Here is a 20,564-nt window from a genome sequence, read left to right on the forward strand (position 1 = left end):
CTGTGATCAATTCGTGACACGAACTCACGGACACCTCTAAGCTCTCGTCGAGCCCTTACTCACTTCAAGGAGACATCGATGTCGTACAGCCCCCCGCCCGCCTATCAGTCGTCGCAGCCCGAATATGGAAACGGCGGCGAGCCGCCCCTCTGGGCCCCGTGGTACGGCATCTCGCTTCCCAACGCCGTGCGCCGTGCGCTCAAGAAGTACGCGACGTTCTCGGGCCGCGCCAGCCGCTCGGAGTTCTGGTGGTGGGCGCTCGGAGTGTACGTCGTCGACATCGTGCTGGGGATCATCCGCAACGCGGTCGGCGGCAGCAACGGGATGAACGCCGGAGGCACGATCATCGGCATCATCACCCTGCTCTTCAGCCTGGCCGTCATCGTGCCGTATCTCGCCGTGTTCTGGCGTCGACTCCACGACACCAACAAGTCGGGCGGCTGGTTCTTCCTCGGCTTCATCCCGATCATCGGCACCATCATCGTGATCGTCTTCCTGGCGCTCGCCTCGAAGCCCGAGGGCCAGCGCTTCGACCGCCCCAGCAACTGACCGGCGCGCCGCCTGATGCGATTCGCGCCTCAGACGGCGTAGGCCCCCGACCCCGCCGGGCGCTCCGCCGCCCACTGCCACGTGGCGCGCAACCCGTCCTCGAGCGAGACATCGGGCTGCCAGCCGGTGAGGTCTCGCGCGAGAGAGTTGTCGGAGAGAAGCCGGTCGACCTCGCTCGCCGCCGGGCGGAGGCGGGATGCGTCGGTGACCACCGTCGCATCCTGCCCCGACACGAGGATGAGTTTCTCGACAAGGTCGCCGATCGAGATCTCTGAACCCGTGCCGAGGTTGATCGCCCGGCACGTGCTGCTCGGAGATGGGCACCGAGCGCGCGCTGCCGTAGACCTCGGAAGTCGAGGTGTGCACCATGCGGGCACCGTGACGACGACACGACGCGACGACGTTGTGCGAGCCGGTCACGTTGGTCTGCACGTAGGAGTCGGGGGCGTCGTAGCTGTACGGAATGCCGATCAGGGCGGCCAGGTGGAACACCACCGAGGTGCCCTCGACTGCCGCGTCGACGCGGTGCGGGTCGCGCACGTCGCCGGCGAGCAGCTCGACGCGGTCGTCGTCGGCGTAGCGCGCCAGGAAGCCCCGCTCGGCGTAGGGCTTGTAGTGGCAGAGAGCTCTGCCGCTGGATCCTGGTGGCCTCGCGCAACAGCGCGACGTCCTGCCCGCGGTGGAGCTGGTGCACGACCAGCAGGTAGATGGCGCCCGAGACGACGAGCACGACGAGGGCCACTGTCACGGAGAGGACCGCCGCTAGCCTCGCTCGCAGCGAGCCGGGGCGCCTCACGAGAGCAGCCGGTAGCCGAGGCCGCGCACGGTCGCGACGAGCGTCTCGTCGGCGAGCCCCGAGGCCTTGCGGCGCAGGTGGCTGACGTACACCTCGAGGGCGTTCGAGTGCGGGCCCTCGTCCGGGCCCCAGATCGCATCCATCAGCTCGTCGCGCGTGCGCGCCCTCGCGGGGTCGGCGGCGAGCAGCGACAGGATCGCCGTCTCGATGCGCGTGAGCGACACGGACCGGTCGCCGTGCCGCAGCAGCCTCTGCGTCTCGTCGAAGCCGAACGGCCCGAGAGCCCGCGTCGCCTCGGGTGCCGGGGCTGCGCGTCGCACGAGGGCCCGCACCCGTGCGAGCAGCTCGTCGAGGTCGAAGGGCTTGCCGAGGTAGTCGTCCGCCCCGGCGTCGAGGCCGGCCACGCGGTCGTGCGGGTCATCGCGGGCGGTGAGCACCAGGATCGGCACCCGGTCGCCGGTCGCTCGGAGGGTGCGGAAGACGGCGAGGCCGTCGAGCCGGGGCAGACCGAGATCGAGCACGACAGCGGCCGGGTCGACTGCGGCGACCTGGGCGAGCGCGGCGGTACCGTCGGCCGCGGTCGACACCGCGTACCCGTCGGCTTCGAGAGCGGCGACCAGCCCGAACACGATGTGAGGATCGTCGTCGACGACGAGGACGCGCACGGGGCTGCCCGCACGCGCCGACTGCGCATTTCGCTCACCGACCTTCGCCACCCCAGCAGGGTAGCGAGGCGAGACCGAGCATCAGCCGAAGAGAGGGAACGGCGGGGAGGGCCCGGAGGAGGCCCGCCCCGCCTCGACTCGCGACCCTGATCCGCGTCGCGAGGCAACCTCGTTTCTACTCCCTGGCAACGAACCAGGGAAGAGGGTTGTCACCGATGAGGAAAAAAAGTGAAAATTCGCGAGAAAGAGAGCATGCCCCCGGCTCAGAAAGCCGAGGGCATGCAGCGTCGAGACGTTCGGGCCCCGCGCCGCTCGGATCAGGAGAGCGACGGTAGACCCGTCTTCATCGACGCAAGGCGCTCGGTAACCAGCCGAGACACGCCCTCCAACTTAGCGGGCAGGCTGCGACCTGCGATAGTGGACGCCGTGACTTTCCTGATCGGCGCCCTCCTCGTCGCCGCCATAATCCTGATCATCGTGGTGCAGGCCGTGACCCGCCACCGCCGATTGACGCGTCAGGCCAGCGAAGGGCAGACCACCCTGCCCCGCAGCACCTGGGTGATCTTCGCCGTCGCCGCAGCCTTCCTGATCTTCGCCGTGTTCGTCTTCCCGTCGATCGTGCACCGGTGAGCGCCGTGGCCACAGTTCTCTGGCGCGGGCTGACCGTGGGCCTCGTCGTGCCCGCGCGCGCGTTCGGCGCGGCGGTGGACATCGACGGCCTCCTCATCGAACCCGACCTGCACTTCGCCGCGACGCCCACCACCAGCCGTCTTATGCTGATGCCGCGCGCGGGCGCCTTCAGCCGCCTCCTGCTCGAGTGGGAGACTCTGCCCGAGATCGGCGTCTTCACGGCCTCGGCGTGGGGCCCGGCCCCGTTCGCCGACACCGAGCTCGCACGCCTCGAGACCTGGATGCGCGACGTCGCCGTCACGCTGCACTCCACCCGCGACCGCATTCGCGAAGCGTCCGAGCGCGCCGTGCACGACGCATCGTCAGGGCTCGACACGAGCCTGCCGACCACGGTGCCCGAGGGTGCCCACGTCGTCTCGGCGGTCGTCGGCACGCGCGTCTCGGGGCCGCACCCCGACGCGCCCTTCGGCGTCGTGGACGTCTCGCCGGCCAGGGCGACGGGCCCGGAATCCGGCGAGATGCTGTTCACACAGCGCTCGACGGGGCGTCTGCTGGGGCGCAGGATCACGACGCGCGACGGCGACGAGATCGCCTCCGCCCGGTTCGAGCCCGCCGTCGATGCCAGCGACACCTCTGCCGACGGCACCTCCGCCCACGGCACCTCCGCCGACGGCGCCCGAGCAGCCACCGAGGCCGATCTCGCCGAGTGGTACGAGCAGCACATCTTCAGAGAGGTGCTGTTCGACGACGTCTGGCAGGTCTACGTGCACCTGGCCGCCGGGCTCGAGCCGCCCGTCAGCGTGCTGTACACCGCCTTCGGCGGCTGAACCGCGCGACCCCTCCCCCGCCGAACCCTTACCAAAACGGCTCGCCCTTCCCCGACGAACGGGGAGGGCGAGCCGAAAAGGTAAGGGTGAAGGGGGTTAGACGTCTTCGATGCCGAAGCGGTCGACCTTGCGGTGGAATCCCTGGCCGGCCAGGCCGCCCAAGAGCGCCCCGCCGATCGACAGCACCACGATGAGGCCTTCGGCGATGAGCGAGGTGGCCGACGTGAAGTCGCTGAAGTTCATCGTCCCTGTGCGCGACTGGATCGACGACATAGTCGACGACTGGCTCGCGATCACGACGATGATCACCGCGATGATGATCGACGTCACGATGCCCCACAGCCAGACCGCGAGGCCCTGCTTGAGCCCCGAGAACCGCGCCATCCGCGACGCCACGAACCCGCCGACGAAGTACGACACGAAGAGCACCACCAGGAAGACGACGAGCGCCGTGATCTGCAGCGTGTGCGTGTCGAAGGCCGAGCCGAGCGACTTGATCGTGTCGTTGCTGCCCGTGATGACCGACTTCTGCGCCAGCCCGGAGGCGACGGCGATACCGCTCGCGATCGCGTACAGGATCACGGCGAGGCCCGTGGCGGCCAGCCAGCCGAAGAAGCCGGCGCCGAAGTTGATGCCGGCGAACTCCTGCTTCTGCCGGAAGGCGAGCTCGTCGCGGAACGAGCGGCGCTGAGCCAGCTCTTCGGGCGTGAAGCCGTCGTCACCGCCCGCGATGCCGTCGGTGAAGCCGAGGCTCTCGGCCGGGCTCGTGCCGAGGCTCGAGATCGGCGTGGTGCTCGTCATCGGCCGGATCGCCTCGGTCGCGCCGGTCTGCTCGGCGGGCGGCGGGGCGTACGGCGTCGGCGTCGCCGCCGTGGCGGGTGCCGGGTATTCGGCGGGCGACACCGGAGCAGGGGGCGGCGTCCACGCGGCGGTGCTCGAGCGGGCGCCGTTCGGCGCCGAGATGCGGGTGTCGTCGAAGTCGTCGGCCGGTTGCGTGGCCGAGGTCGACGCGTCGGCTGGCCGCTCGCCCGTGGCGGCGGCCGCAGGATCCGACGGCTCGCCCGAGCGCACGGCCTCCGCCGCGCGGAGAGCGCTGTCGTCGAGCAGCGGCCCCGAGGCCGCGCCGGTCGAGGCGGCGGCGGAGGCCGGCGGCGAGAGCGGCGGGAGAGGGCGCTCCGTCGCGGCGGGCGCGTCGGCCGCGGCGGCAGGCGCAGTACCGGCCGTCGCGGCGGGCGCGTCGGCCGCGACGGCAGGCGCAGTACCGGCGAGCTCGGGTGCGTCGGCCGTCGTGGCGGCCTCCGAGGCCGACGGTGCCTCGGCCTCGGCGGCGGGCGCAGCACCGCCGTCGGGCGCAGTGTCTTCGGGGGCGGTCGCGGGGAAGGCCGGAGCGTCGGCCGACTCGAGTGCGATGGCGGAGTCGGAGCCGCTCTCGGCATCCTGCCCCGTCGCATCCTGCGGGGCCTCGGGCTCTGGGGCGACTTCGGCCTCCGGCGACACCTCAGGCTCGGCTCCGGGCGATGTCTCGGGCTGCGGCGCCGCCACAGGTGCTTCGTCGGCGTCGCCGGCGCGGCTGACGCTCCATGCTCGCTCGGGGCGAAGGGGCGTCGAGGGAGCCGTCGGCTTCGGCGACCTGGGCGGGCGATGCGGGGTGACCGCCGCCGTGCGCGGGCGTGTTGGGGTCCGTCATGATGGCTCCTCGTGGTCGGTCTTCGCAGGGACAGTACCCCTGGAGGCGCCGTAATCCAGGCTCCCCCGCCGTATTCGGGCGACCCCGCGAGGGCTGCAGAGTCGTCCGACAGCCGCATTCGGGCGACCCGCGAGGGCTGCAGAGTCGTCCGACAGCCGCATTCGGGCGACACCTGGGGCCGACCGGGCGTCACACGACGTCACGGCCCGCTAGCGTGGGAGGACCGATCGACGACGAACGAGCAGAGGCTTCATGACCACCTCCACCGGCACTCCCGCCACCTCCCGACCCCGCCCCGATGCCGAGATAGCCCGCTCGTGGCTGCTCGTGAACGCGACGAAGACCGACTCGTTCGACGCTGCTGCACGCTCTCGCGCCGACCAGATCGTGCTCGACATCGAAGACGCCGTCGACCCGAAGGCGAAGCCCGAGGCTCGCGACGGCGTCGTGAAGTGGCTGAGCGAGGGCGGTAGCGCGTGGGTGCGCATCAACGACCGCTCGACCGACTTCTGGTCGGACGACGTCGACGCGCTCGTCGGGCTGCCGGGCTTGCTGGGCGTCATGCTCGCCAAGACCGAGGCCGCCGAGCACGTCACCGAGACGTTCGACCGGCTGCACGGCGCGAAGCCCGTGCTCGCCCTCGTCGAGTCCGCCCTCGGCATCGAGATCGCGCCGTCGATCGCGAGCGCCCGAGGGGCGTTCCGTCTCGCGTTCGGCTCGGGCGACTACCGCCGCGACACCGGCACGAGCGCCGACGACATGGCCATGTCGTACCCGCGCTCGCGGCTCGTCATCGCCTCGCGCATCGGCAACCTGCCCGGCCCGATCGACGGCCCGACGGTCGGGTCGAGCCACGGCGTGCTGCGCGAGCAGTCGACCATCGCCGTCAACCTCGGGCTCACCGGCAAGCTCTGCCTCGACACCGACCAGTTGCCCGTCATCAACGAGGTCATCAGCCCGACGCCGTCCGACACGGCCTGGGCCCGCGACTTCCTGGCCGACTTCGAGGCGCGCGGGCGCGTGATCCGCGACGGCAGCGACCTGCCGCGCCTCGGCCGCGCCCAGAAGATCGAGCGCCTCGCCACCGCCTTCGGCGTGCAGCCCAGCTAGAAGAGGCGAGCAGGTCGGCTCGTCTACGTGGCGCCCAGACGAGGACACTTCGCGGGCAGCCATCACAGCAGCGTGATAGTTCCTATCAGCGAAACGCGTACATCCGGAATTGCGGCAATCGCGAGATATCCGCCGATACGTGTTCCGCTGGCATCACGTGCCGTTAGGCTTCGAGGATGAAAGACGTGCCCGTGGCTACCGTTCACTCGTCCCGTTCGGTGGTGACACCCGGCGGGACCGAGTCCTCCGATCGAGTCGCGGACGTGCTGCTGCTCTTCGGCCACGCCTCCGGCCCCCTGGGAGTCACCGAGATAGCACGCACTCTCGGCCTGAACAAAACGGTCGTCCATCGGATTCTTCAGTCGCTCACCTCGCGTTCGCTCACTCAGAACGCTCTCCACTCCTCCAGCTACGTGCTCGGCCCAGCTGCGATCGGGCTGGGCTCCCGGGCGCTCGGTCAGGTCGACGTGCGCCGCCTGGCCGCTCCGATCCTCAGAAAGCTGCGCGACGACACGAACGAGACGTCGACCTTGTCCGTCCTCGCCGGTCATTCGCGCATCTACGTCGACCAGTACGAGAGCCCGCAGGAGGTCAAGATGGTCGTCGACATCGGCCCGCGGCTCCCGTTGCACTCGGGAGCCTCGAGCCGCTCAATCCTCGCCTTTCTCGGTGCGCAGTTCGTCGCGGAGGCCGTCGAGCAGCTGGCATCAGAGGCGCCGGAGTTCGATGAGAAAGCCTACCGAGACCGTCTCGAGACCGTCCGGGCCGAGGGATATGCCGTCTCCCTCAACGAGCGGAACACGGGCGCCGCGTCGATCGCAGCGCCGTTCTTCGATTCGGCCGGAAACGTGATCGGCTCGATCAGCTCGTCCGGTCCGGTCGCGAGGTATGCGCAGACGCAGAGTGAACACATTCAGCAGGTCGTCGACGCGGCCGCCGCCATCACGGCGCTTCTCGGTGCCTGAACGATGAATCCTGTCCGCACCTCTCCCCTGCCGCGCTCCTTCCTGTACGTGCCGGGCGACCGTCCCGACCTGATCGCCAAAGCTCGCGCAGGCAGAGCGGACGCTCTGGTTCTCGACCTGGAAGACGCCGTCTCGGCTTCCGGCAAAAGGCGAGCTCGATCGATCGTCGGCGATGCCCTTCGCTCACGAGACGAAGGCACAGACGGAGGCACAGACGGAGGCCGACAACGCGCAGGCTCATCGCTGCCCGAGCTGTGGGTCCGCGTCGACAGTGCGGCCCTCGGCGCGGACCTCGAAGCCGTGACGTGCCGTCAGCTCGATGGCGTCTTCCTGGCCAAATGCGAGCCGGATTCCCTCGACGAGGCCGGGCGCGTTCTCACCGACCTCGAGAGCCGTCGCGGGATCGCTGGGGGTTCAGTCGGCATCGTCGGCCTGCTCGAGACCGCGGCGGCAGTGACGCGCATCCTGACCATGGCCGAACACCCTCGCCTCCGTACCTTCGGGATCGGCGAAGTAGACCTTCTCGCCGATCTCCGCATGCGTCGCGGGCCACGATCGGCCGCCGCTCTCGATTCCCTCCGCGGACGCGTCGTCCTGGATTGCGCGGCGGCCGGGTGCGAACCTCCGGTGGCTCCGACATCGACCGACTTCCGCGACCTGGGAGCGTTCTCGGAGAGCAGCAGAACGATGCTCGACCTCGGATTCCGTTCGCGGACGGCCATCCATCCCTCGCAGATCCCCACGATCCACGACGTCTTCACGCCGACGAGCGAGGAGCTCGTCGCCGCACACGACATCATCGACCGACTGGGCGACGCGACGGGAGGCGTGACCGTCGACGCCGAGGGGCGTCTCATCGATGCCGCCGTCATCCGATCCGCCCGCGAGACGCTCGGCCGGGCGGATCGGTGACGATGACGATCAGTTTCCGGATCGCCTGACGTACTTTCCGCGAGGAGCGCCGACCATCGCGTCGTCGGCGAAGATGAGTTCACCCCTGAGATAGGTGTCGGTGACCTTGGCGGTCAGCTCGAAACCTTCGAACGGTGTGTACTCCTGCTCCGAGAACGAGTCGTCCGCGTGCACGACGTACGACACCTCGTCGTCGAGCAGGCAGAAGTCCGCGTCGAATCCCACGGCGATGTCGCCCTTGTTCGTCATGCCGTAGCGATCGGCCGGGTTCTTCGCCACGAGTTCCGCGATGCGGTTGTACGACAGGCCTCGCTTGCGGCCCTCGCTGACCATTCCGGGGAGGAGGTACTCGGTGCCGCCGAAGCCGGACTTGGCCAGGAAGACGTCGTCTCGCGGGTCTCCGAACTTCACCTCGTCTTTGCAGCAGGCGTGATCGGACGCGACCCACGAGAAGTCGCCGGCCAAGACGTGGTCCCAGAGGGCTTCGACGTCTTCACGGGGCCGGAGCGGCGGGTTGACCTTGCCACCGAGGTTCGCGGCGGTGCTCGTGTCGGCGAGCAGATGCCCGACGGTGACCTCCCTGCGGAAGTCGATGTGCGGGAACGTCTTCTGCATCATCATGGCCGCCTCGATCGCCTTGCGGCTGCTGAGATGAAGCAGGTTGATGTTCGGAAGCTCCGTCTCGTAGGCGAGGTACGAGGCGATCGTTATCGCGAGCCCCTCCGAGTGAGGTGGCCTCGATGCGCTGTAGGCCTCGAGACCGGTCAACGTGCCCTCCTCTTCGACGAGCTTGGTGTAGGCCCGCATGATCTCCGCCGTCTCGCAGTGCATCGACAGTGAGATGTGGTCTTTGTCCTTTTCGAACCGGGGATCCAGGCGCGCTTTCTGGAGTGCCCGCATGATGAACTCGAAGTGGGCGAAGTCGTACGACTCGTCTTCCGGGATCATCAGGAACGAGCTCTGATTGGTCGAGCGCCCGTGAAGCCCGTGGCTGCCGTAGAACATGAACACCTTGAACGACGGCACGCCGAAGTCGTCGATGATGTCGGGGATCTCCTCGATGTGCTCTTTGAGGATGGGGGCGAGGTGGAACCCGTAGTCGATGTACGCGTTGCCCTGCGCGGCCTCGAGCACGTCAGGGAAGACCTCACTGTAGGGGCCGGTGCGGTTCATGTAATATGCGCCGGTCCGCATGTACGTGATGCCGCTCGTCACGCCACCCTGAGCGGATGCCCTGCTCTCGCTCGCCGTGTCGGCCGAGAGCTCGTCGTAGATGCCCCAGTGCTGGTGGACGTCGACCGCACCGGGAAAGAGATACTTGCCCCCGGCGTCGACGACTTCGGCAGCGTCGCCGGGATCGACATCGGCGCCGATCGCGACGAATCGGCCGTCGGAGACGGCCACGGCCAGTTGCTCCGGGGCCGGAGCTCCAGGACGCACCACTTTGGCGCCCGTGATCACGAGATCGTATTTCGACATTCTTGTTTCTCCTCCTGGGTAAAGAAATCGGCTCCATCTCGATACTCGAGCTGGAGGTGTCATCTGTCGGTGCGGCGTCAGATCGGATCGATACGGGTCATCGACTGCAGCACGGCTCCGATGTCCTGGTGGCCGTCGAGATCCCGGCACGCGCTGGTCAGTGCTTCTGCGTCGGCCTCGTTCATGGTTCGCTGAGCGTTGTCGCGGAACTTCTGGTTCAACTCGTCGAACGACAGCGGGCGGGCCGGACCGCCCCGGGTGGTGAGCACCTTCTGGGTGACGGTGGTGCCATCCGAGAGGTGCGCTGTGAGCGTGGCCGGGAACTCGCGCGGGAAGATCGCAGTGCACTCGGCGTCGATCTCGACGTCGACCTTCTGCATGAGGGATCGACGAGCAGGATCCCGGGCGAGGGCGTCCGTGTAGTCGTCGAGCCCGACCTCGAGTCCTCCGCCGCCGAGGAGGCCGGCCACGACGGCGTAGGGTCCGCTGAACTGCGCCATGTAGCCGGTCTCCGGCGAACGCTTGACCTCGATGGGGTCGCCGATCGTGGGGAAGTTCGGCGCGGGAACGCCGAGAACGAGCCGATCGATGGAGTCGAGGTCGATTCCCGAACGGCGCAGCGCCGCTGCCGCATCGACAGCGGCGTGGGTGAAGTGGTTCGCGGGATACGGCTTGAAGAAGATCCCGGGAACGCACCAGTTGTCACCGAGTCCGTCCGTGATGGCGGACGGGGTGTAGTTGCCGTGCAGCCACGCCTGGAAGAAGCCGAACCGGCCCTCGAGGACGGTCGGCGGCCCGGTCAGACCGTAGCGGACGAGTTCGACGGCGGAGACGGCCGCGTGAGCCGCCCAACCGCAGTGGATCCTCTTGACGGTGCCTCCGGTGCGGTTGCTCTCGATGATCCCGGACGCCATGGATGCCGCGACGCCCAGGACGTCGACGATCGAGTGCTCGGCCCCGGCCACGATCGCCGCTGCGACCGCACCTCCCATCGCGCCGCAGATGGACGTCGCGTGCTGTCCGTTCTCGAAGAACGTCGAGTTGCCGGCGGCTTCGTCGTAGCCGGCCATACCGAGACGGACGCAGACCTCGAGTCCGATGGCGATGCCGCGGATGAGCGTGCGTCCGTCGGTGTGATGCATCTCGGCTGCGGCGAGCGCTGCGGGAATGACGCTCGCGCTCGGATGCAGCACCGAGGGCAGGTGGGTGTCGTCGTAATCGAGCGAGTGGGCGAGCACACCGTTGACGAACGCGGCGAGACTCGCGGGAAGCTTGTCTGGCACGCCCACCGCGGTCGCCTGCGGGTTTCCGCCCTGATCGGAGGCCCACCGTCGGGCGGCTCGGCTCGTGTCGAGGGGCGCTGCGGCGGCACAGATGCCCAGGGTGTCGAGAACCCGCATCTTGACGCTCTCGACGACGTCCTCCGGGAGGTCGTCGTAGCCCGTCCTCGCGGCGAAGACGGCCAGGGTCTCGGACAGGGTCATCGTCGCGACGGTCATGCGCTCACCACCGCCAGCGGGCGCACCGGCGATCCGGTCGCACCGTAGATGTTGAGGGGCACGAGCACGAACACGAACTCGTGGACGCGCTGTTCGCCGAGTTGCTCGAGATCGAGCGCCTCGACGATGTAGACGCCCTGCTCGACCAGGAGCACGCGGTGGGCCGGCAGAAGGGAATGGCCGCCTCCCGGCGCCAGCCGCTCGAAGGCGATGGTGTCGGCTCCCACGGCATGGACTCTTCGATCGGTCAGCCAACGGGCACCGGCCTCGCCGATCCCGGGCACTCCCGTCGTGGTCCCGAGGTACGGGGCGCCCTCGGCGAAACGTCGACCCCAACCGCTTCGAATCAGGACGACGTCGCCCGGTCGGAGGTCGACAGCCTCGGCGGAGAGCGTGGCCTCCAGGTCGGCGGCCGTGATCTCGTATCCGCCCTCGAGGACGTCGACGCCGAGATGGCGGGCGACGTCGAGCAGGATCCCGCGTCGGACCATGGGCTCGATCGTATGGACGCCGAGCTCGACGTACTTGCCGCCACGCCCGGCCTCCTGGGCGTCGAGACCTCCGAACAGCTTGCCGTCGTGCGAGACGTGCGCGAGCGCGTCGATGTGGGTGCCGACGTGAGTGCCGGTGGAGATCATGTCGTTGGCGGCGCTCCCCCCGTCTGGACGCAACATGTCGCCGTGCCGACGCGGCAGGGTGTGCCAGAACTGGGGGTGGTTCGGCGACTGCGGCATGCCGACGCGCAGTTGCCGGCCCAGGTCGATGGTCGTCACACCACCCTCGACCGCCGCGAGGAGGGTGTCTCCCGTTCTCTGTCGTGATGTCGTCATGCGATGGTTCCGCTCTCTCTGAGGTCGCTGATCTCGGTTGCGCCGAGCCCCGCTTCGGTGAGGATCTCGGTGGTGTCCTGGCCGATGCCGCGCCCGGTGAAGCGGATGGCGCCGGGGCTTCGGCTCATGCGCCACAGCACGTTGTGCTGCAACAGCGGCCCGAGGTCGGGGTCGTCCACTTCGACCAGCATTCGCGTCTCGCGGATGTGCGGGTCGTCGACGACGTCGCGCGAGTCGTAGACGGGCGCGATGGCCGCGCCCGCCTCCTCGAACGCCGCGACCACCTCGGCCCTCGTCCGCTCGCCGATCCAGTCGCCGACGTAGCGATCGAGGAGGTCGACGTGCTCGACGCGGGTGTTGCCTGCGGCGAACCAATCTTCGTCGATCACCTCCGGATGCCCCACGAGCGTGAGCACCCGTTCGGCGATCCGCTGCGCGCTCGTCGACACGGCCACCCATTTTCCGTCGCGGGTGCGATAGGTGTTGCGTGGCGCGTTGTTGGTGGAGCGGTTGCCGTGGCGCTGCTCGACGACGCCCAGCTGCTGGTAGTTCGTCGGTGACGGCCCCACCGCCGTCATGATCGGTTCGAGGATGCTCATGTCGACGACCTGACCGACGCCGGTCCGGTCGCGGTGCCGGAGGGCGACCAGAGCGGCGGAAGACGCCGCGATGCCGCAGATGCTGTCAGCCAGGCCGAATGCCGGAAGTGTCGGAGGTCCGTCGGCTTCGCCCGTGAGCTCCGCGAAGCCGCTCATGGCCTCGGCAAGGGTGCCGAAACCGGCCCGGCCCGAGTACGGTCCCGTCTGGCCGAAGCCCGTCAGACGCACGATGACGAGTCCGGGGTTGTCGCCCAGGAGGACATCCGGACCGATGCCCCAGCGCTCGAGCGTGCCCGGGCGGAAGTTCTCGACGATCACGTCGGCCGAGCCGGCGAGGCGGCGAAACACGCCGGCGGCCTCGGGTGAGCCGAGGCGCAGCGCAACCGTCCGCTTGTTGCGGCCGACCTCTTTCCACCAGATCGAATGACCGTCTCTGCTGGCCCCGTGGCCGCGCATGTTGTCACCGCCTGTCGGATGCTCGATCTTGATGACGTCGGCACCGAAGTCGCCGAGGATCTGACAGCAGAGCGGCCCCGCGAGGATCGTCGAGACGTCGAGGACTCTGAGCCCCTCGAGGGGAAGCGTCGAATTAGTCACCTGTTGTCCTGTTCCGTTGGTAGAAACATCGACCGGCGCTGCACAACGACCGGCTGTTGATGCTCGACACACATTACCTGTCTGACTCGGCGAGTCAATCCGATGTCACCTGAATAAAAGACGTTGACAGACAACAAGCATCATTGGAATACTTCTCGCACCCTCACGGAACCTGTTTCCTTCAGCGGAACAGTCCTAACGGCTGCACGTTCTGTTCAAAGGAGAGCTCCATGCGCACCAGACACTTCACCATCGCGGTCATCATCGCGTTGGTGCTCATCAACTACATCGATCGCAGTGCGATCTCGTACGCCGTCGTGCCGCTGACGAAGGAGTTCTCGATCACGCCGGCCCAGTACGGAGCGATCAGCAGCGCCTTCTCGATCGGCTACATGGTCTTCGCCCTGATCTCCGGGCCGCTCGTCGACCGATTCGGTCCGCGCCGGATCCTGATCGTCGGCATGCTGGTCTGGTCGGTGTCGACCGCTCTCACCCCTCTCGCCGGCGGTGTCGTCGGGTTGATGATCATCCGGATCATTCTCGGGATCGGCGAGGCGCCCGGCTTTCCTGCCGCGACTCGGCTGGCGAGTCGCTGGCTGCCTCAGAAGGAGCGTGGAATCGCGCTGAGCCTCATCGGCGGCGTCGCGGTCTCGGGCAGTCTCCTGATCGGCGGACCGATCGTGACGCAGCTGATCGCGGCAACGACGTGGCGGGGCATGTTCTGGATCCTGGCGGTGATCGGTCTCGTGTGGGTCGTGGTCGCAGCGTTCTTCCTCAAAGACACCCCCAACGACAGCAAGAGGACGACAGCCGCCGAACGGAGCTACATCGAAGCCGGTCAGCTCGAGGAAGAGCACAGCGGCCGACAGCAGAAGCTCGACTGGCGCACGCTCTTGACGAATCGGAACCTCTGGATCGTCGGCGCCGGATACTTCGCGTGGGGCTTCATGTTCTGGGGTTTCCTGTACTGGTTGCCCTCGTACCTCTCGGCCACCTACAAGCTCGACATCACCTCCGTCGGCGCCTTCTCGGTCGCCCCGTGGGCCGCAGGATGCATCGGAGCCGTTCTCGGTGGAATCGTCGTCGACCGGGTCTATCGCCGCACGTCGAGCATTCGCAGTCGCTTCGTGATCATGGGCATTGCGCTTCTGCTGTCGGGGGCATCGCTCGCACCGATCGCGTTCGCACCACCGACGCTCGGCTCGGCCCTGACGTTCATCTCGCTCGGTGTCGGCTTCGGCTTCGTCACCGGCGGCATCTGGTGGGTCGTCGCCATCGACTGCGCGCCGAACCAGCCGGCGACCGCCGCCGGATTCGCCGACGCCTGCTTCGGCCTCTCCGGGATCGCGGCACCACTGATCATGGGATTCATCGTTCAGGGGACGGGAACCTACACCAGCGGATTCGTGCTCATGAGCATCCTGGCGATCGTGGGTGCCCTCCTCCTCATCTTCGTGACCAGGAAGCCCGTCACCGAGATACTGGCCGAAGAACAGGCGCTCGAGACGACAAAGGTGGCGTGACCGGTGACGAGCAGCTCTGACGACGCACTCGACCTCGTGGTGGCCGGAGCCGGAGGGGGTCTCGTCGCGGCGTTGCGCGCGGCGCAGAACGGGCTGAGCGTCTTGCTCGTCGACTCGAACGAGAACTTCTCGCGCAGCAACAACACCTCGAAGACGACCTCGATGATCCCTGCCGCCGGCTCGCGCTGGCAATCCAGCGTCGGCATCGAGGACTCCCCCACCCGCTTCGTCGACGACGTCATGGCCAAGACGCACGGGGAGGCCGATCGAGCGCTCACCGAGGCTCTCGCCGAGGTCAGCGCGCCCCTCGTCGAATGGATGGCGAGCGATCTCGGGGTGCCCCTGTCGCTCGTGACCGACTTCCAGTATCCGGGCCACTCGGCGCTCCGGTGTCTCACTGTTCCGGGGCGAGCGGGCAGGGTTCTCGTCGATTCGCTTCTGACGAAGGTGCGCGAATCCCCCCTCATCGAGCTGCTCGCGCCGGCCCGTCTCGTCGATGTGGTCACGACCGAGGGCAGAGTCCGATCCGTGGTGCTCGAAACGGCCCGGGGGCGTCGAGAGATCGCGACGAAGGCCGTCCTCCTTGCGACGAACGGATTCGGTGCCGACTCGGGACTCGTGCACGAACATCTTCCCGAGATCGCCGATGCTCTCTACTACGGCAGTGCGGAATCCACAGGCACGGCTCTCGAAATCGGCACCCGCCTCGGCGCCGACACCGCCTTCCTCGACGCCTACCAGGGGCATGCGGCTGTCATCCGCTCCGGCGAGGCGCTGGCCGGGTGGGCGACCGTCATGCACGGCGGGTTCCTCGTCGACATCGATGGCGACCGCTACGGCAACGAGTCGGCGGGGTATTCGGAGTTCGCAGCCGAGTCGCTCGAGCGAGCCGGTGGACGATCCTGGATCATCATCGACCGCACGATCTACGAGGCCTGTCGCGATTTTCAGAGCTTCCGAGACGCCGCCGACTCGGGCGCTGTCGTGTGGGGAGCAGATTCGGACGACCTGGCCGCCCGCACAGGAATCTCGGCCTCGGGCCTCACGACGACCTTGTCGCTCACCCGGTCGTACGCCGCCGGTGACGCCGTGGACCCCTTCGGTCGCGACTTCTGGGAGGCCCCCCTCCGCGGAGAGCTGGCGGCCATCGCCGTGTCGCCCGCGCTCTTCCACACGCAAGGCGGGCTTCGGGTCGACAAGAACGCCCGGGTGCTGGATTCTGCCGGGGTGCCGCTCCAGGGCCTCTATGCGTCGGGCGGGGCCGCCATGGGCATCTCGGGCCACGGCGCAGCCGGATATCTGGCGGGCAACGGCCTCCTCTCGGCGTTCGGGCTGGCTTTCCTCGCCGCCCAGCACGCCTCGGCCGAGCTGGTGACGACGGCGAACGGCCCGGATCCCGCAGGATCCGAGCCGCTCACCTGACCGTTCTCGGTCGGTCGGTCGCGAAAGACTAGCCCTTCGGCGTGCCCACCGCGAAGGCGAACACGTGCAGTGCGCCATTCGTGACCGTCGAGGGCAGCGTCACGCTGGCCACGGTCTTGCCCGGCGTCAGCGCGGCGTCGGCGCTGAACAGGTACGCCTTCACCGTGTCGCGGCCGCCCGAGGAGGTGTCGCGGTACGGCGTCGTCGCGGCGATCGTGTTGTCGTCGGTCGGCGTCGTCACGCTGTTGCCGTTGAGCGTCCAGTCGCTGAGCCCGAGGGTCAGGTTCTGGGTCGTCCCGTCGGTGTACGTAATCGTGAACGACCCCTCCGAGCCCGGGTTGCCGTTGGCGGCGGCGCCCAGGATCCCGAAGTGGGTCGCCCCGGCCGTGCCCTGTAGCGGCACCGTCTGCCCGCCGGCCTGGATGTTGTCCAGCCCGTCGGAGGTCGGCGTCGGGAGGGTGTAGTCGAGACCGTTGCTGGTCACCGTGGATCCTGCGGTCAGACCTGCTGCGGCCAGCGCCTGCTGGGAGTACGACCAGCCTTCGCCGTCGAAGCTGCCCGACGTCGAGGCCCCGTCGGAGGCGATGCCGGCGTCGTTGTAGAACGGCCACAGCGAGCCGGGCTTCGCGACGTCGATCTCGACGACGACCTTCGGCAGAGGGTTGCCGACGGCGTCGCGCAGGCTGAAGGTCGCGTAGTAGCGGCCTTCGGTCGTCGGAGCCGTGACGGAGACCTGCGCCGTGCCGTCGCCGCTCTTCTTGAGCAGCAGCGACCCGGATGCCGGCGACACCGAGACTCCGGTGCCCCCCGCGGCCGTCCACGACACGGTCTGCGCCTTGGCGGTCAGGTTGCGGGCGCCGATCGTGACGGTGGCCGCCTTGCCGGGAGCCGTGACGACGACGTCCTGCTTGGCATAGCCGAGCGCCGAGCCGAGCCCCGTCGTGTCCGACGGAGGCGCGTCAGCGGCAGCCGCCGCGAACGACGTGTTCGGCGTCGAGGCGAGCGTGAACCCGACCGTGCCGCCTGAGGTGATGAGACCCGGCTGCAGGTACGCCTTCGACCAGGATGCCGAGGCGGCACCGCTGGCAGCGCTCGTCATGCTCTGCACGTAGGGCGTGCTGGCACCGGCCGCAGGGGCGTTCACGGTCAGCGTCTTGCCGCTGGGCAGGTGGATGGCGGCCTTGGCGAACAGCGGGCTGCCGAGCGCCAGGTCGCTCGTTCCGGGCGTCTCGGGGTAGAACCCGAGGGCGCTCCAGACGTACCAGGCGCTCATCGTGCCGAGGTCGTCGTTGCCGGCGATCCCCGCGGGCTGGTTGGTGAAGATCTGCTGCTGGATCGAGCGGACCGTCTCTTGCGTCTTGTACGGGGCGCCGACGTAGTCGTACTCCCACGGGATCTCGATCGAGGGCTCGTTGCCGAAGTCCGCGTTGGCAGCCGTCGGGTTCTTGATCGTCGAGGTCAGCGCGTCGAGCTTGCTGATCCAGGCCGCATTGCCGCCGGCCGCTTCAGCGAGACCCTTGATGTCGAAGGGCTCCATCGGCGTGTACTGCGCGCTCGAGCCCTCGACGAAGCCGTTCGATGACGTCGGTGTGAATCCTGCCGCGTACGCCCCCGAAGCCAGCTTGGGCTCGAGGTAGTTGGTGGCGGGGTTGAACACGTTCTGCCAGTTGTTCGAGCGAGCAGCGTAGGTCTGGGCCACCGACTTCTGGCCGAGCGCCGAGGCGAAGGTCGAGATCGAGTGGTCGGCGGTGTTGTACTCCTGCTGCGTCGACACGGCGCCGTAGAAGTTGCAGCAGCTGTACTGCCCGTCGAGCGGCAGGTAGCCGGTGTCGAGGTAGTCGGTCAGGCCGGGTCGCACGTTGCCCGGCGTGGTGGCCTCGGTCTCCATCGCTTTGAGGGCTGCGGAGGTGTCGAAGTCCTTCGCACCGAAGGCGTACGCGTCGGCGATGATCGCGTCGCTCGGGTCACCCACCATCACGTACGACTCGCCGTTGTTCAGCGCCCACTTCGGCAGCTGCCCGGTCTGGTCGTACTGGTTGAGCATCGACCGGATCGAGTCGCTGGTCTGCTGCGGCGCGACCATGGCAGCGAGCTGCACCTGGCTGCGGTAGATGTCCCAGCCCGAGTAGTTGGCGTACTCGTCGTGACCCTTCGCCGCCGTGTGCGTCTGCCCGTCGAACCCGGCGTACTGCCCGTTGACGTCGCTGAACACGTTGGGGTGCAGCAGCGCGTGGTACATCGCGGTGTAGAAGGTCTTCTGCGACGCGGTGTCGCCGCCGCCGATCTGGATCTTCGACAGCATCGAGTTCCACGAGGCGGTGGCCGCCGCGTGCGTCTTCGCGAACGAGAACGCAGGATCCTCGGTGGTGCGGTTCAGCTTCGCATTCGCCGTCCCGACGTACGAGATTCCGACGTTCGCCTGCACGACCGGGTTCGACGAGGTGTCGAAGCTGACGTAGGCGCCGTCGGCTCCGGTCACCGGCGGCGAGACCACGGCCTTCTGCTTCGGTGTCGCGACGCCGGCGCTCGGCGTCGCCTTGCCCTGCACATCGGGGCGCGTGCGGGTGACGCCGTTCGACGACTTCGGCTGGAGGGTCGCCTGCTGCTTCACCGACGGGGCGATGTTCTTGGTGATGTCGAGCGACTTCGCACCCGACTGCACGGTGGAGTTCTGATAGGTGCCGTAGCCGCTGATCGGCTGGTTGAACTTCATGTCGAAGTTGACCGTGTACTGGTCGCTGGCGCCGCAGAAGTTGCCGCTCGTCACCGATCCGGTGACCTCCGTCGGGCTGACGACCTGGAACCGCGTGTTCGACGACCCTGCAGCGCTGTCGGAGAGCTTGAACGTGAGGTTCGACTGGTCGCCCTTGGGGAAGGTGAACTTCGCGGCACCGCTGCGCTGCGTGCTGGTCAGTTCGGTGGTGATGCCGCTCGCTGCGAGCTTGTAGTAGCCGGCCTGGGCCGTCTCGGCCGAGTGGTCGAGCGGCAGGGTCGCGTTTCCGGGGTCGGCGCTGAGCGCACCGGACGACGGCAGGATCGGGATGTCGCCCGACGCCGAGCAGCCCGGGCCCGAGATGTGGGTCAGACTGAAGCCGGTGACCGACTTGTCGTTGTACTCGTAGCCGCCGCCTGCGGGGCGCGACGGCGTGTCGGGGCTCCACTGCACCATGCCGAAGGGCACGTCGGCGCCGGGGAAGTCGTCGACCGCACCGGAGGTACCGATGGTCGGGTCGACGAGGGAGGCGGGATTCGCCACGTACGGGGTCGACGCACCGGTGGCCGCCTGAGCGGCGACCCCCGGAACGAAGATGCCCGCCGCGATGACGGTGACGGACACGCCGAGGGCGATCCGTCTGGGTCGTACAGCCATGGAAAGGACCTTTCGATGGTGACAGCGTTGTCACACCCCCGAATGAGTGCCAGACAACGTTGTCTATTGGTGAGGTCGATACTGCCCCTCCCTCATCGGATCTGTAAAGGGCTTTGCCAGAACTGGCCATCCGCGCGCGCCGATCGGTGGCAGGCTGGAGGCATGCGCACCCGACCCAGCCGCCCGAACCGCAGGGCGACCAGGATGACGCTGCCCGAGGCCGAGAAGATCGTCGCCCTCGACCTCGACGGCAAGCTCGATCGCAGCGACAGCGACGTGGCGAAAGTCGTCTTCGAGGCTCACACGGTCGTGCAGCGCTCGAGCCTCTGGGGGGCCGCCCCGGGCACTCCAGCCCGGCGGCAGGGGCGCGTCGTCTTCATCGGCGGGGCGATCTTCATCGCGGTGTGGATCGCAGGCCTCATCATCCCCCTGCTGCTCGGGTACGACCGGTAGCAGCGAAGTGCCTACGCGAGCGAGCACGCGGCAGCGGCAGAGCTCGGTCGTGATCCTGCCGCTTGCTCTCGTCGCACTGCTCGTGCTGGGTCTCGTGGCGGCAGGATTCGTGGCCCGCGAGCGTGCGACCTCGACCACGCTCGCTCACGGCGCGGCAGCTGCACCGCCGTGGCCCGCCCCGGCCGACAAGGCCGCGCGTGCTTCCGCGGCACAACTGCCGAACGTCTACGGCCTGAAGCTGGCAGAGCACATCCACACGCACCTGACGATCACGATCGACGGGGTCGCCGAGACCGTGCCCGGCCAGATCGGCCTCGACGAGAAGCACCATTTCGCCACTGCCCTGCACACCCACAACACGTCGGGCATCATCCACATCGAGTCGCCAGTGAAACGCGACTTCACGCTCGGCCAGTTCTTCACCAACTGGGACGTGCGGCTCGACTCCCGCCACGTCGGGGCGGAAGGCGGCGACATCGGCGAGACGCTCACGGTCTTCGTCGACGGGCACCGCCGCGTGGGCGACCCCGCGTCGATCCGCCTGCGTGACCTCGACGACATCGACCTCGTCATCGCCCCCGCCGGCACGATCGTGCGCCCCGCCACCCCCTTCGACTGGCCGTCGAACTACCACTGATCAGGAGTCCTCGC

Annotated in this window: 19 protein-coding genes and 1 pseudogene; 10 read left to right on the forward strand and 10 right to left on the reverse strand. The window is 68.3% G+C overall.

Translation table 11 applies throughout. The annotated features are described in order from the left end of the window. Positions 1–78 precede the first annotated feature (78 nt). Complete coding sequence (locus AX769_RS19505) at positions 79–549, forward strand: DUF805 domain-containing protein (protein ID WP_066282431.1); 471 nt, start codon at positions 79–81, stop codon at positions 547–549. Between the two features lie 29 nt (positions 550–578). On the opposite strand, the gene AX769_RS24830 is transcribed toward AX769_RS19505, so the two are convergent. The 3 genes and pseudogenes from AX769_RS24830 to AX769_RS19515 all read right to left on the reverse strand — a co-directional run bounded on the left by AX769_RS24830 (position 579) and on the right by AX769_RS19515 (position 2,061). Beyond that, entirely contained in the window at positions 579–761 is a 183-nt protein-coding gene (locus tag AX769_RS24830) for a hypothetical protein (protein ID WP_204249248.1), read from the reverse strand. A 136-nt stretch (positions 762–897) separates the two neighbouring features. Beyond that, positions 898–1,089, reverse strand: a pseudogene (locus AX769_RS26130) (GDP-mannose 4,6-dehydratase); the annotation flags it as partial. Between the two features lie 252 nt (positions 1,090–1,341). Further along, complete coding sequence (locus AX769_RS19515) at positions 1,342–2,061, reverse strand: response regulator transcription factor (RefSeq protein WP_239451860.1); 720 nt, start codon at positions 2,059–2,061, stop codon at positions 1,342–1,344. Positions 2,062–2,436: 375 nt separating this feature from the next. Between AX769_RS19515 and AX769_RS19520 the strand changes: the two genes are divergently transcribed. Next, on the forward strand, positions 2,437–2,640 hold the full coding sequence (locus tag AX769_RS19520) for a hypothetical protein (RefSeq protein ID WP_066282433.1): 204 nt from the start codon (positions 2,437–2,439) through the stop codon (positions 2,638–2,640). Beyond that, positions 2,637–3,467: a hypothetical protein gene (locus AX769_RS19525; RefSeq protein ID WP_066282434.1), complete on the forward strand. Its 831-nt coding sequence runs from the start codon at positions 2,637–2,639 to the stop codon at positions 3,465–3,467. The genes AX769_RS19520 and AX769_RS19525 overlap by 4 nt, the downstream gene beginning before the upstream one ends. A 96-nt stretch (positions 3,468–3,563) precedes the next feature. Here AX769_RS19525 and AX769_RS19530 read toward each other — a convergent pair whose 3' ends face one another. Both AX769_RS19530 and AX769_RS24525 read right to left on the reverse strand, forming a co-directional pair. Further along, entirely contained in the window at positions 3,564–5,009 is a 1,446-nt protein-coding gene (locus AX769_RS19530; protein WP_066282435.1) for a hypothetical protein, read from the reverse strand. Then, on the reverse strand, positions 4,966–5,154 hold the full coding sequence (locus AX769_RS24525) for a hypothetical protein (RefSeq protein WP_162269024.1): 189 nt from the start codon (positions 5,152–5,154) through the stop codon (positions 4,966–4,968). The genes AX769_RS19530 and AX769_RS24525 overlap by 44 nt, the downstream gene beginning before the upstream one ends. Positions 5,155–5,406: 252 nt before the next feature. On the opposite strand from AX769_RS24525, the gene AX769_RS19535 reads away from it, so the two are divergent. From AX769_RS19535 to AX769_RS19545, 3 genes are all read left to right on the forward strand, one after another. Beyond that, positions 5,407–6,264, forward strand: coding sequence for a CoA ester lyase (locus AX769_RS19535; RefSeq protein ID WP_066282437.1), 858 nt, complete (start codon positions 5,407–5,409; stop codon positions 6,262–6,264). Positions 6,265–6,440: 176 nt separating this feature from the next. Then, the gene (locus tag AX769_RS19540) at positions 6,441–7,229 is read left to right on the forward strand and encodes an IclR family transcriptional regulator (protein WP_066282440.1); all 789 of its coding nucleotides are present in this window, start codon (positions 6,441–6,443) and stop codon (positions 7,227–7,229) included. Positions 7,230–7,232: 3 nt separating this feature from the next. Continuing rightward, positions 7,233–8,141 carry a CoA ester lyase gene (locus AX769_RS19545; RefSeq protein ID WP_066282441.1) on the forward strand — a complete coding sequence of 303 codons (909 nt, stop codon included), beginning with the start codon at positions 7,233–7,235 and terminating at the stop codon, positions 8,139–8,141. 9 nt (positions 8,142–8,150) lie between these two features. Here the strand turns inward: AX769_RS19545 and AX769_RS19550 are convergent, their stop codons facing one another. From AX769_RS19550 to AX769_RS19565, 4 genes are all read right to left on the reverse strand, one after another. Beyond that, complete coding sequence (locus AX769_RS19550) at positions 8,151–9,620, reverse strand: dihydroorotase family protein (RefSeq protein WP_066282443.1); 1,470 nt, start codon at positions 9,618–9,620, stop codon at positions 8,151–8,153. A gap of 77 nt (positions 9,621–9,697) precedes the next feature. After that, the gene (locus AX769_RS19555; RefSeq protein ID WP_082763954.1) at positions 9,698–11,119 is read right to left on the reverse strand and encodes an MmgE/PrpD family protein; all 1,422 of its coding nucleotides are present in this window, start codon (positions 11,117–11,119) and stop codon (positions 9,698–9,700) included. After that, positions 11,116–11,949: a cyclase family protein gene (locus tag AX769_RS19560; RefSeq protein ID WP_066282445.1), complete on the reverse strand. Its 834-nt coding sequence runs from the start codon at positions 11,947–11,949 to the stop codon at positions 11,116–11,118. Before AX769_RS19560 ends, AX769_RS19555 begins: the two co-directional genes overlap by 4 nt. Continuing rightward, complete coding sequence (locus tag AX769_RS19565) at positions 11,946–13,217, reverse strand: CaiB/BaiF CoA-transferase family protein (RefSeq protein ID WP_239451861.1); 1,272 nt, start codon at positions 13,215–13,217, stop codon at positions 11,946–11,948. The genes AX769_RS19560 and AX769_RS19565 overlap by 4 nt, the downstream gene beginning before the upstream one ends. A gap of 158 nt (positions 13,218–13,375) precedes the next feature. Between AX769_RS19565 and AX769_RS19570 the strand changes: the two genes are divergently transcribed. Beyond that, a complete protein-coding gene (locus tag AX769_RS19570; protein WP_066282447.1) occupies positions 13,376–14,668 on the forward strand; it encodes an MFS transporter in 1,293 nt (430 codons plus the stop codon). A gap of 3 nt (positions 14,669–14,671) precedes the next feature. Further along, a complete protein-coding gene (locus tag AX769_RS19575) occupies positions 14,672–16,090 on the forward strand; it encodes an FAD-binding protein (RefSeq protein WP_066282448.1) in 1,419 nt (472 codons plus the stop codon). A gap of 28 nt (positions 16,091–16,118) precedes the next feature. Here the strand turns inward: AX769_RS19575 and AX769_RS19580 are convergent, their stop codons facing one another. Further along, a complete protein-coding gene (locus tag AX769_RS19580; protein ID WP_082763955.1) occupies positions 16,119–19,460 on the reverse strand; it encodes a lectin in 3,342 nt (1,113 codons plus the stop codon). 162 nt (positions 19,461–19,622) lie between these two features. Between AX769_RS19580 and AX769_RS19585 the strand changes: the two genes are divergently transcribed. Both AX769_RS19585 and AX769_RS19590 read left to right on the forward strand, forming a co-directional pair. Then, positions 19,623–19,913 (forward strand): hypothetical protein, encoded by a 291-nt coding sequence (locus AX769_RS19585; RefSeq protein ID WP_157887731.1) that lies wholly within the window; start codon positions 19,623–19,625, stop codon positions 19,911–19,913. 7 nt (positions 19,914–19,920) lie between these two features. Beyond that, complete coding sequence (locus tag AX769_RS19590; protein ID WP_066282452.1) at positions 19,921–20,550, forward strand: hypothetical protein; 630 nt, start codon at positions 19,921–19,923, stop codon at positions 20,548–20,550. Positions 20,551–20,564 lie beyond the last annotated feature (14 nt).

It is taken from the genome of Frondihabitans sp. PAMC 28766 (genome assembly GCF_001577365.1).
Taxonomy (GTDB): domain Bacteria; phylum Actinomycetota; class Actinomycetes; order Actinomycetales; family Microbacteriaceae; genus Frondihabitans.